This window comes from Coleofasciculus sp. E2-BRE-01 (genome assembly GCF_040221695.1).
In the GTDB taxonomy this organism is placed as follows: Bacteria; Cyanobacteriota; Cyanobacteriia; order Cyanobacteriales; family Coleofasciculaceae; genus Coleofasciculus.
The window spans coordinates 1-12,666 of record NZ_JAVKEA010000053.1 but is presented as its reverse complement, the minus strand read 5'-3'; the positions used below and the strand labels follow the sequence as shown (position 1 = coordinate 12,666).

Below are 12,666 nucleotides of genomic sequence, written 5' to 3'. Positions count from 1 at the left end.
TGTCTCAGGCAAGACCTATTTGGGGAAAAGAGCCTGGGCGCACTCGCCGATGTGACTGAATTTCCTTTCCCACGTTACTTTGGAAAGGCTCGTACACCCAGGCTAATTGATGAGCTAAACACAGACCTGAATTCTTACATCGTCCTGATGTCTGCGACTCCAGAAAAGACTGTTGTGCCAGCGCTGCTCTTGTAAATATTGGTATCGTAGCATAGAGAGATAGTGAGCAAAAGCGCCTTCTGTTACCATTTGATACGCTGGCAAGGCTTCTGGACGCTTGTTTAAATAATCAGCGATCGCGTTACCTGCATAGTAGCCGCCTCCTAGGGCAGAACCGATGCCGTAAGAGGAAATTGGGTCATAGGCAAAGGCAGCATCGCCCACAGCCAGCCAATTGTCTCCCACAGGCGAAATCAGGCAAGATGTCTGTGCGGGTTTGACGCGGATACCGTCATCAACTGGAGGGAGGAAGTCACCAGGAAAAAGGGTTTTAATAAGCTGTGTTTGTTGAATCTTTTGCCAGTATCCCTCGATTTTCTGCATGGATGGATGGCAAAGATCGGCATCCGTCATAAACACCGTAACTAAACGTTTATCGGTCAGCAGTGCGGCATACCACCAACCATTGGGTACAGCTTCTATGTGAGTAAAATGAGGAATATGCTCAGTTTTTGCTAACGAAAAGTAACCAGCCAAACCCAACAGGCGATCGCCAAAGTTTCTGGGTATGCCGAGGCGACGAGTCAACCTCCCCCCTCTTCCCGTTGCATCAACTAAAAATTGAGCATTGATGGACTGTTTCTGACCTTGATAGTGCAGCGAAACTTGCCATTCTCCTTGATGATCATGAGCATCAAGAAACTTACAATTCTTAAACCACTTTGCTCCCCGCTTCCTAGCAAACTGAGAAAGTTTTTGTTCAAAATCCCTGCGGTCAAGATGCCAACCCTGACGGTTAGTCTGGGTGATAAAAAGTTTGTCAAAAGGTTGGTTACTTCCCCAGATAAAACGGTTGCCATAAGCCGGAAGATGGACAGAACGATTGATTAGCTTATCCAAACCCATTTGGCGAAGCAACGGTGTCATATTCGGAGAAAGAACTTCCCCAATTTTCGCCTTGACCCCCGAGGCTGACTCCACCACCAGGCAATCCATTCCTCTAGCAGCAAGCGTCAAAGCGGTAGCCGCCCCAGCCGGACCGCCACCGATAATGATTACCTCGGTAAATTCAGGGAGTGAGTGCTTATAATTCTCCACGTCCGTAAATCGGTCTTTCTCGTTTGGGTCTTTCTTCGGGAACCGATGCTAGTTTTCCTCCTGCTTCTTCCTCAGCGTTTTCAGCCCGTTTCACCTGCTCGAAACTGGGGTCGATGCCAGTAAACGCACCGCGATCGCTTTCCACCCAGATGCGATTCGGTAAAAAGCCTTCTTCATTATCTTCAACCCCTTCGGACTCTGCTACGATTCCCAGTTCGTGCCACTCCTCTACCATTTGGTTAATCCTCTTTTCAAAACAAGGGTTAAAGGTTCTTAACCAGCCTCTTCGGTAATCAAAATGTTTAAGTCGTTGGGCAATATTTAATTGGGAATCTTTCAAGCGAGTATAACTCTTTTCTGGCAAAACCTGATTGGGAACGCGGATTGCCCAAAAAGAAGGCAGCGATAAATAAGTAGAGAGATCGTACCCCGAAAGGCAACTTGCTTCATCGGTTTGCCAAGGAACTCCCAGCCAGCGCGTCAACGTTCCTGGACCGCTAGCCTGCAAAGGACCGTCAGAACCAAAGGCAATTGTAGGGGTTAGATAGGAACCAAAATTATCTTTCGGTTCTTCTCCTTCTGCTAGAATATTTAAGCGAAAAGGCTCCTTCCACATCGAAGCCACTCGCATTGTCCAAGTGAGTTCAATACCGGGGTGAAACGGTCCGCCCAAACATTCTTCCAAAGCCGCTTGGTTGAGGGCTTCGGTTTGCAGCTTTGGGGGCATCTCTTCTAAAGATGAATAAGTCGTCGGTTGTTCGGTACTAAAGTTGCCTTCTTTCCACTGTTCTAACCAGTAGTATTGGGTAGAGGTAACGGCGAGGTCTACTTGAGAATCGTTTGGGTAATCGTTAAAAGCATCCCCATAAAATGGCGGTATCTCTACAGGTTGGCGAATATCGGAATTAGGGTGGCGAAACCAGTCAAATAAATGTTCGCGATCGCCTTTAGAAGCCTCGGAAGGATCGGCAAGTTTATCGCGCAGTTCGGGATTCGTAAAATCACTAGGCGAATTATGACCAAACAGGAAGAAAAACCCTTCGTTCACCCATTGAGTCTGGGTTAGGCGCTCGAAAATGGGGTAAATATGTTGCCAAAAATTAGGGCGATCGGGTTTCTCTAACCACTGCTGCTGGTAAAATAAGTCTACCACCACATCGTACAGAGTTACTACACTATACAAACCCTGCCCGTAGTTCGGCGGAGCGACAACAACCATCGCGGGATCTGCCTCCATTGTCATATCGCCCAATGTGATTGTAGCCCTCACCGAACCGTCAGATGTATCGTCATGCCAACCCTCATTGTTAGCAAAAGTCGTAGCCGGTTTTCCATCCTTAGAAGCTGAATTTCCATTACCACCGAAAAACAACAGTCGTCCTTTTTCGTCAGTGCGAATTTCTCCTAAAGGTACTTCTTTATCGAAAAACATTCCTCCTGTCAAGTGATACTCTTGACCTTGAATATTTTGACCGGAAATACTGCGAGAACCAGGGTCAATAATCAGTTTTTTCCGCTCTTCGCCTTTGATATTTTTATTTCTCGGTTCCGGTGGAATGGCTAAACCTTCTAAGTCTAGGGCATTGGTAAAGTTGTACCAAGCTGCTTTGCGGTTGGCGACATGGACGCGCCATTCAATTTTGGCTTCGTCCGCCGTGATTTCCTTGGCAACTTCTCCATCTTCTGTTAAGCCATAGATGCGGAAACGAGCGACTTGTTTTTTAACTCTTCCTTTGCTATCTTTATAGCCATTTTCGACTGCTGTCGGTTTGCCCGGAATTTCGGGAGCAAGATAGAAGTCATCCGGCGCATTGCCAATTCGGGCAATACCAATAGCGGGGTAGATAGCGCACTTGGTAATTTTTGAATTTTGAGACATAAAATTGAGTGTAGATTCCTTAATCATTCTAAAAAACCAGTGTCTATTAGACCAGGAGTCGAGCAGACCAAAACCGAGAAGGATTCAAGCCGTATTACAAAAGCGATCTGCTCTTATGGAGGGTGGTGCAGGGAATTAAAGAATAGACCTCTTGCAAAATTCGGATTTTCTAAAGTGGGAAACCTCGAGCCAATCTCAATTTTAGCGATCGCCACTCCGAGAAACGCAGAATTCCGGGCTTTGTAAAAGTTTTCTCGTGATTCCGCAGAGGTCTAACATTGTTGATTCCCAGTATTGCTAGCGCTCAAGAGGTCTACTTTTAGCCAATTCTGAATAGATCGAAATGGTTTTTGACCTCTATAATTTCCGGGAGCCACCTGGAACATATTCGTTCAAACGCGCCGATCATGCATTCTCATTCCTTTCAATGTATTCTATTGTATAAGCTATGGGCGCATGATCGACTATACCCCAATCAATATTGAGCGGATTGGGTCTGTAGGATGTAACTTGCTCGATAGTAGTATCGATTTGACCCGCTTGATACCATAGATAATCGAGAGTGTACGGATTATCAAAACCATCTTGCCGATTGCCCTCTCCTCTGAAGGTATTGTAAGGTGGGGTTATCCTACGCCAGTCTCGCGCTTGAAGGCTTGCTCCATAGTCCACAAAAAGGCCTTGACGCAAAACACCAAACGGCTCATTAGCACGAAAGTTCATATCTCCCAGCACTACTGAGCCGATTTCAGGTGCAATCTCGTTCGTCGCATCCATTATGTCCTCTGGCGATTGGCGAGGGTTGGCGGTGACGTGGACAAAGCCTATATTTAACTCTCGATTCCGCCCTGGAGCAGTCACCCTGATTTGAACCATTGGTCTCCTTGTACTTCTTCCCACCCGCACAGGTTCACCTATCCCAACCCGTCGGATTACTATAAAGTTACATGGTCCTTGCCCCAACCCTCGTACTGCATCTACAGGCTCGAAAGTCGCTACATAACCCCGCTGCCGCAAAACAGGATCGTTATTTAATGATGTCGCAAGTTCTTCCCCTCGGTTAGTAACCTCAGCTAAACACACGATGTCTGGCGCGTCCTGACTAACTAGCCAAACTTGCAGATGCTGATTATAGACATAATCCCATCGCGCCATATTCCGTTGCGATCCCGACATCCTCTGGACATTCCAAAATACAACCCTAATTGGGGAGCTAACGACTTGATACCAAAGTAACTCTGAACCATCGCGTGGATTTCCCACATTGTCGAGTTCTGTCATGCCAGTGAGAGATTCAATTTGCTGTTGAACCACTGATCCTTGGAGACGAATAATTGGCTCTCTCCGAAACGTTAACAAGACTGAGGGTGCTATAAGCGCACACTGTTGTACAAGATTGTTATCTCCTATATTCACCTGGCGTTTGTGCAAACGCCCATGCTCAGTATCAAATGCATCAGGAAGAGTCTTCTCGATAGTTTCACGGATTTTTTGAGAAGGAAGTGTTGAAAATTTGAAATAAAAGCCCACTCCTTCCGGGACTCGCAATGTAATTTGCCAATGCCCTGCTAGGGGGTTTTTAACCACAAGACTTCTCAACGATGAACCAGACTCGATCGCCAATAGCTCTTCGCTATTTGTTTCCCTTGAATACTCAGTTCCATCGGGTGCTTTTACTTTTAATACGGCTCCCCTGGGGAATGCGCTCGAATCAATACTTTCCATCAGAACAGCATTGAGATAGGGCGTACCTTCATCAACTTTAATTGTTTTTGTTGTATTGATTGCTTTGTTTCCTGCAATGCTGCGATCAAGCAAATAGTAGCAGTACGCATTTTCTCCTTGCGCTTCAATCCACTGAATATCTGAGTCTGGTAAACTCAAAAGGTGATCTCTTATTTTTCCCAATTTCTCTTTTTCGGGATTATAAGAGATCAGGGCATACTTGTTGTTACAAGCAACTGAAGCGTCCTTCCCGTCAAACAATCTTGTACTTGAATCCTCTGTCCATTCAATCTCACCTTTTGTCTCTTGTACTCTACCTATGCGATAATAGAGTGTTCCAGAGAGATCGTGGTGAACCACTATTACTAGCCCGTTATTGTTGATGGCAACCGAAGGGGCAATACCCTCTTTTGCGTACTGCTTGCTCTGTCCCCATTCTATTCTGTTCCCATTAACTTTACCGATGTGATACCAGAGACTCAAGTCATCAAGTCGTTCTGAGCGATGAACTTCAACAACTACTTTATTATCGTTGATGGCAATTGAGGGAGCTCCACCATTATCGTACTGGTGGCTCTCGGCGCTCCATTCGATCGCGAATTGAGATGGAACAGCAAAAGGTATTCGGGAGCCAACACGATACCAGAGAGTCTTATCGGACTCATGAACATCAACTATCACTCCATTATTGTTGATGTCAACGCAGGGGTTGTTACCATAATCGTAAGGGCTATTCGGTGCATCACGCTTCACCTCAATCACTGATATACCTGTTTCAATCAAATCAGGTATGTCTTGAAGGAGTTCAGAATATTCTCTAGCATCGTACCAGAGACTATTGTCTTTATTAGACCAACGAACTAAGATAATCTGATTCCTATTAATACCAACCGAGTATGCAAGGAATCTCCCGGGGTTTTCATCTGGGTTCACTATGTGGAAGTCTTTGCTTTCTCCCCATTTGATTGTATCTCCTTTAACTTTGCCGAAGCAGTAACGTATAGTACTGGGTTTCCTTGGAGGTCCATCAAAGCTCGGCGGAGTTGGATCGTAATACACGTAAACTTTGACTGCTACATCATAATCGTTTAAAGCAACGGAAGGTTTCTCCCCACGTATTTCTTCTGTAAGAGGAAGAGCAATAGTATTCTCTTTTTCGGGGTTACCTGAATTTTGGTAAAGTGCTTTAACGATACTTTTACCTTCTTGCCAAACCTCATTAGAAAGTTCCCAAATAATTATCCCTTGCGCTCCCACACTTTTTAAGAAATTTAATTTTTCCACTGCTGTTGCCGGAGTTTCAAAATAGATATTGTGCTGGTAGGGGTAACTTCCAGGCTGGTTGCTGCGGAAATTTGGTCTGGGTGTGCTTCCTGGAACTTGGATTTTAGCATTCGCAGCATTGTGAGCATCAGGAAACTGACTGAGAAGGTCTTTGTATCTTATACTTTTATATCCCGGCGGAACCTGACCGCTCAGAGCGTCTGGGTCTTTGGCATAGGCAAAGTCATATCCGTAAATAGGGACTCCTGCTGCAAGTTTATTTCTTGGTAACTTTTGTCCTTCTCCCTGCCAATTGGTGAAGAAAGGATTTGTCCAATACCAAAGAGAATCTTCTACAGAAAGAATTGGATTATCCACAAAACCGCCACCAGGCCATTCTCCCTGTTGTTCTTCAAGATAAGACTTTTGCTCCTCTTCACGGATCTTATAAAGAGCGGTTTGCGGTCCTACTGGAGAATCATTCCAAGACCCTGTCAGGTCATAGGTCATAACTGCAACCCAATCTAAATAATCTACCAGTTTTGGATCGTAGTTATTGCCGTACCACGAGGTTGCAAACACAGCAGCAGAAACAATTTTATCTGGCATGGCTTGTTTTAGCTGCTTGGCAAACTCAGTCAAACCCCGCCCTGCTGGATGAGGTCCCTCGCTTTTTTGTCTACCACCTTGGTCTTTGCCGGGATCGCCATTTTTATCCCACCAACATTCTAAGTCTAAGTCTACCCCATCTAAATCGTTCGATTGTACAAAATCAACAACTTTTTGAACGGTTTGCTTCAGAAGAGGATCTGAAGGATTATTGCCGATTCTTTCCATTAAATAGAGAAAACCATAATCAGTTGCTCCTCCTAGAGCAATTAAAATTTTTGTGCCAACTGCATGACCAACGGTGACAACATCTGAAATGACGAGATTGACATCACTCAAGGCTTTATCATCAAACTCACCCAGATTGCTTTCACTAAACATGATAAAAGCAATAATTCCATGAGTGATGTATTGATAGATTTCACTATTGCTATAGTCAAAACCCTCTCCTTTTCTCCAGGTAGGAATGTACCCAATGATATTAATTTGTTCTGTTGTATTGGAAGTCGTTACATCATAAAGCTCATCATAAAGTCGCCATCCATTCTTATTAGGATCTCCTTCCCCTGGTTTTGAAGCCCAAAAAGCCGCTTGGAAAATATTGCCTTGATATTTGACCATTTCCCCAGTTTTATATCCTTCGGGTTTCTCTTTCCAGTCAGGAACGTCTGGATAATCACTTAAATGTCCCATTTATTTTCTCCATCTTTCAGATTGAATGTGTGAGTAAAAAGCTGGCTAGTTTAGCTTTCTACTCATTTGTTTCGCTGGATTTTTACGAATTAACGTTTTCCAAAGACTTGCGTCCAATAATGCTTATGGTTAACCTTGCCTCCATCATTTCCCAGATAGTGATGACCCACTCCAATTTCGGTATACTTTGGATTAAGAATATTATCACGATGCTTGGGACTATCCATCCAATTCCTCACTACTTCTTCCGGTGTGGAACTTCCAGCAGCAATATTCTCACCGACATATGAAGATGGGTATCCATAGTTATTTGCACGTTCAACAGGAGTTTTATGATCTCTGTTAAATCGATCTTGATGGCTGAAAAAATCATCTTCTGCCATATTTTTGCAATGATTTTGAGCTGCCTTAAACAGTTGCTCATTCCATGTCAAAGCTCGCAATCCTCTTTTTGTTCGTTCTTGGTTTGTTAGCTCAATAACTCTGTGTGCGCGATCCATATATATCTTCTCTTGAATTCTCAAGAATTGACTAAATTGGAGGAAATAGGAAGGTTATTTAATTAGCTTCCTTCCTATTTTAAAATTATCAATCAGGAATAGTGATTTTTTGACCAACTTTCAAACTTTCAGGTGCAAGATTGCCGTTTGCAGATGCAATCTTGTTCCACTGATTACCATCACCATAGTATTGTTCAGCGATTTTGAATAATGTGTCACCAGATTTTACGGTATGAGTTTTAGCCATTTTTTCTCCTTAATTTTAATACTTTGGTTTGCTATGAAACTTATACAAGCTTGTTTGCCAATATTTCGTGAATTGAATCTGTACATTATTATGATTTGTATTTTCAAAAAATACAACCTATAAAACTCATACAAAAACTCATAAACAATCACGCCAATAATTTAAGAGACACTTAGATCCACATCGGAAAAGAATTTAATCGTCATTTGTCATTTGTCATACTCGCGAGAGCGAGAAGCAAGCTAAGTCCTTTGTAAGGGTTTGAGGCTTGTTTGCAAAACTTAGTACAGTGTTGTTTTCTTTTGTCCGACTACTTACCACAAACACTGTGGATATATCATAATTGGTATTCTGAAAAACAACACCCCATAAAACTAATATATAAAAATATAGCAAAATCATGAGTTTTTTTGTTGGGTTTTTATGAGATCGATAGACCCCTAGTCAAGTTAATATAAAGTATCCGTACATCCTTGACCAATAAAAAATCACAGGCAAAAAGCCGAGATAATAGCGAATGAGACGTATTTTTTATCAGTATTAACGCTTTTATAAAAGCTCCCGGATCTACACAGCCCCAACGGAAGCTAAGGAAATGGGTTCTACCGAACGTGTAATGTAAAAATCAAAAAAAACAAGACAATAGAATTGCTTATTAGGACAAATTAAAATGATTAAAATGATCCGCAACCTCTATGCACTACTTATCGGTATCGATCGATATCCCCATCCTGGAGATAGATTGAATGGATGCGTGAACGATATCGCAGCGATCGAAAAATTTATAAAAAATCGCTTACATAAAAAGTATAATTCTCACATCGAAAAGCTGATTGATGAACAGGCAACTCGACAAGCTGTGGTTGGCAAGTTTGAGAGTCACCTTTGTCGAGCAGGTAAAGACGATGTAGTTCTGTTCTACTTCTGCGGTCATGGATCGCAAGAACTGGCAGGATTAGAATTTGATACTTTGGAGTATGAGAAGGAACTAGGGAAAAAGAAGCTTGAGACGATAGTCTGTTATGACAGCCGAACTATAAGCAAAGATGGCACTCAAATCCGAGATTTAGCAGACAAAGAGTTGCGATATCTGATTGCCAAAGTTGCAAAAAATGAACCGCATATTTTGGTGGTGTTCGATTGCTGTCACTCCAGTTCTGGTACTAGAGAGACTGACCGCAAGGAGCGGGTGCGCCGTCTCTCTACGGATACCCGTCTGCCGAGGGCGTATAACGAGTTTTGTTTTGCTGGTGATTCTCAAATCGCACAAGGTCTCAAAAAGGGTCAATTTCCTGAAGGGAAACACGTCTTTATGTCTGCTTGCCTCTATACAGAGACAGCAAAAGAAATGACCGATTCTGATGGCAATACTCGAGGGGTTTTCTCTTACTTTCTCCTCAAAGAGTTAAACAGTCTCAATGCAACACTGTCCTACAATGATTTGCTCAATGAAGTTAAAGGTCACGTTCATGGTCACAGACGAGATCAAACCCCTCAAGTTGAACCCATTGGTATGAGCTACCAGGAGGATTTGAACAGCATAGCTTTTTTGGGCGATCGAGAGGTAATTAAACCACGAGAGCCATATTTTAATCTTATCTATCGCCACGAAATACAAGATTGTCAATCCGCAGAATGGATTGTTACTGGGGGGATATCCCAATTCCTGCAAGAAGACTGTGAACTGGCTGTTTATCCAAACAACTGCACGTTTGATGCGATGAAAGATAAGTCCAGGAAACTGCGTGACGTGAGAATTACCGCCGTTCGCATGGAAGAAAGTGCGGTAACGTTCTTCTCTGAGGCTGAACTTCCCAAAGATTCTGATTACAAAGCCGTTTTAATAAAGCGACCTCTGTCCCCTGTACGCTTTTATTTGAAAGGTGATGCAACAGCATTAGCGCAAGTAGAAGAAAAGCTTACCGATTCGTTAGTTGTAGGAATAGAGCGCGATCGCAGCAAACCTCACCAGTACCGCCTCTACGCACGGGAACAGCGGTTTGAAATCACCGATACTAGCGATCGCTTGCTGGTCGTTCCGATTGAAGCCAATGGCGAATATGACGTGAATAAAGCCGTCAAGCAGGTAGAACATATTGCCCGCTGGACAAAAATACGGCAACTAGAGAACCCCAATTCCAGCATTCCCAAGAATGCAATTGAGATTGAAATCACTCATAACGGTAAGGTTTATACCAATTCTGAGCTACAGATAGAACATGGGGCAAGTATTCGGTTGAAGCTCAAAAACACCTTAGAGCAACAACTAGACCAACCCCTTTATTGTGCCATCTTGGATGTTGCAGACGACTATTCGGTGGGAATTCTCAAGGTCTTTCCTGAAGGGGGCGACAGGATATGGATTTGCCTTAACCCAGGACAAGCGTATCAAGCGCAGAGACGCTCTGGAGTCAATTGGAGTGAGGATATCCCCTTCGGGATGCCAAAAGAAGTCATAAACCAAGGCTTGACAGAATATCAGGACGTTCTCAAACTGATTGTCAGTACGGAAGCGTTCACAACTCTTTCCCAGTTTGAGCAAAATAGTTTGTTACGTGCGGATCAAAAGTCTCGACAAATGCTCACCGATCCACCCGTCGCTGACTGGATGACGAAGCAGATCACTCTGACAACGGTTAGAGCAGATAGTGTGGAACTGACTCCACAAACTGAAACAGTTCTCTCTCCTGGTGTCTGTGTTATGACACCACCTGAGCTACAAGCTTCTGCCCGTCTCAAAACGCCTTCATCCACAAGTCGTAGTCTGAGTAGCATGGCGTTGCCTGCCCTTCTGGATCATACAGAAGCGTTTCAGTTCTCAACAAGTCGTAGTGTGCGTCAAGACGCGAGTGTCCTGGAGTTGGAGGTCAACCCATCAACGCTCGATGCCGTCAAACCAGACTCACCCATGATTATCTCAGTCGATCGCCCCTTACAGCCGAATGAGCGGGTGCTTGCTGTAGCTCACGATGGTCAGTTTTACTTGCCGTTAGGGGTTGGGCAGGCAGAAAAGGGTAAGACTGAGATTAAGATTGAACGCCTCTGCGACTCCCAACGGCTGAATGCTGATGAACGCGAACTCCGTCAAGCGATTCAACTGTGTTTTCGCAAGGTTGTATTGGACAATGTGGGTCAAACGTCTTCCTATGCTTGGCTGAGACAAGCAACCCTGAATGGGGATGGCACGGTTAGCTACACCGACAAAGAAGATGTGGACACCGTTAAAACAGCTGTGGCTAAAGCCAACAATATTGTTCTCTACATTCACGGCATCATTGGCGACACAGAGAGCATGATTCCGAGCGGGCGCTACGCCAAAGTAAATGCGAATGGGCAGGTTAAATCCTTGGAGGAATTGTATGACCTGGTGTTGGCGTTTGACTACGAAAGCTTGAACACATCCATCGAAGACACCGCCAGGGAACTCAAACGGCAACTGGCTGCGGTTGGGCTTGAACCACAGCATGGTAAAACGCTGCTTATTTTGGCGCACTCAATGGGCGGTTTGGTATCCCGACGTTTCATTGAACACCATGGCGGAAATGAAGTGGTCAGTCATTTAATCATGGTTGGTACTCCTAATGGCGGTTCTCCATGGGCAACAGTGCATGACTTAGCCACCACTCTACTATCTTTTGGTTTGAATCTCTCTTTGGTGCCCCTTGTCCCTTCGTTACTGGAAAAATCGGTTGAAGCCATGAGCGTAACGCTGCGGGAAATGCACGCCACTAAATCTTCATTTCTAGATGAACTCAAAGCCTCTTCTGGTTCCAAGTGTCCCTACAGCATCATTGCGGGAAGCACTGCACTCATGGATCAAGCCTCTGAGGTGAAACAGTTGTTGGATGTACTCAAGAGCAAGATGCGTCGAGCGGTTGAACTTCCCTTTGGAGAGGAAGAAAACGATATTGCTGTCGCTGTGAGTAGCATGATCGATGTGCCGCAAGATGGCTCTTTCACGGTTAATGTTTTAGATACGATCGCCTGCGATCATCTTTCCTACTTCCGACGAAAGGAAGGACTATATGCGATCGCCAACGCAGTTGCTCGTGCCTTTGGCTATCCGCCTGAACCCTTACCCCCTAGCGGTTCCTCTTCTCCCCCAAAACCTAAGCCCAATCCTTCCCCAGTATCCTCTGGAAAAACTGGCACACAGCCGACGAGCAAAGCTTCAAGGAATACACCAACAAAAAACACCCCTCATTCAAGCACTTCTACAGATCAGAATAGTGCCGTCTTTACCAATGGCTCCCAAACGCCACCTTCATCATCCCCAGAACCGACTTTAGCTTCGCCTCAATCTAACTCAAATCATGAGACTCGAACCACGAAATGGTTTGACACAACTTATGTGGTAAGCTGTTCGGCATTTAAATAGGGTATAATTAAAATAGGAAATCCGAAAAACGAAAAAAATATGCCAGCCAAAAATTATTTGAAACCCGCTCAAAAAGAAAAATTACAAGTTGCTCTAAAAACCGAGAAAAATGCAG

At 44.2% G+C, this 12,666-nt stretch carries 6 protein-coding genes; 1 reads left to right on the top strand and 5 read right to left on the bottom strand.

Going from position 1 to position 12,666, the window contains the following annotated elements; genetic code table 11:
* Nucleotides 1-114 precede the first annotated feature (114 nt).
* The 5 genes from RIG66_RS06155 to RIG66_RS06135 form a co-directional block, all read right to left on the bottom strand.
* Nucleotides 115-1,257, bottom strand: a complete 1,143-nt coding sequence (locus RIG66_RS06155) for an NAD(P)/FAD-dependent oxidoreductase (protein WP_446376204.1) — start codon at nucleotides 1,255-1,257, stop codon at nucleotides 115-117.
* Nucleotides 1,244-3,136 carry a LodA/GoxA family CTQ-dependent oxidase gene (locus tag RIG66_RS06150; RefSeq protein WP_446376202.1) on the bottom strand — a complete coding sequence of 631 codons (1,893 nt, stop codon included), beginning with the start codon at nucleotides 3,134-3,136 and terminating at the stop codon, nucleotides 1,244-1,246. The genes RIG66_RS06155 and RIG66_RS06150 overlap by 14 nt, the downstream gene beginning before the upstream one ends.
* 405 nt (nucleotides 3,137-3,541) lie before the next feature.
* The gene (locus RIG66_RS06145) at nucleotides 3,542-7,426 is read right to left on the bottom strand and encodes a glycosyl hydrolase family 18 protein (protein WP_446376200.1); all 3,885 of its coding nucleotides are present in this window, start codon (nucleotides 7,424-7,426) and stop codon (nucleotides 3,542-3,544) included.
* Between the two features lie 89 nt (nucleotides 7,427-7,515).
* Nucleotides 7,516-7,926 carry a CAP domain-containing protein gene (locus RIG66_RS06140; protein WP_446376198.1) on the bottom strand — a complete coding sequence of 137 codons (411 nt, stop codon included), beginning with the start codon at nucleotides 7,924-7,926 and terminating at the stop codon, nucleotides 7,516-7,518.
* Nucleotides 7,927-8,014: 88 nt separating this feature from the next.
* Nucleotides 8,015-8,173, bottom strand: a complete 159-nt coding sequence (locus RIG66_RS06135) for a LysM peptidoglycan-binding domain-containing protein (RefSeq protein WP_446376196.1) — start codon at nucleotides 8,171-8,173, stop codon at nucleotides 8,015-8,017.
* A gap of 670 nt (nucleotides 8,174-8,843) precedes the next feature.
* Here RIG66_RS06135 and RIG66_RS06130 point away from each other — a divergent pair.
* Nucleotides 8,844-12,551: a caspase family protein gene (locus RIG66_RS06130; protein ID WP_446376194.1), complete on the top strand. Its 3,708-nt coding sequence runs from the start codon at nucleotides 8,844-8,846 to the stop codon at nucleotides 12,549-12,551.
* Nucleotides 12,552-12,666: the final 115 nt, after the last annotated feature.

Excerpts from the sequence above, each read along its gene's own strand:
- RIG66_RS06130 (WP_446376194.1), top strand. The coding sequence starts at position 8,844 with ATGATTAAAATGATCCGCAACCTCTATGCACTACTTATCGGTATCGAT.
- RIG66_RS06135 (WP_446376196.1), bottom strand. The coding sequence starts at position 8,173 with ATGGCTAAAACTCATACCGTAAAATCTGGTGACACATTATTCAAAATC.
- RIG66_RS06145 (WP_446376200.1), bottom strand. The coding sequence starts at position 7,426 with ATGGGACATTTAAGTGATTATCCAGACGTTCCTGACTGGAAAGAGAAA.
- RIG66_RS06150 (WP_446376202.1), bottom strand. The coding sequence starts at position 3,136 with ATGTCTCAAAATTCAAAAATTACCAAGTGCGCTATCTACCCCGCTATT.
- RIG66_RS06140 (WP_446376198.1), bottom strand. The coding sequence starts at position 7,926 with ATGGATCGCGCACACAGAGTTATTGAGCTAACAAACCAAGAACGAACA.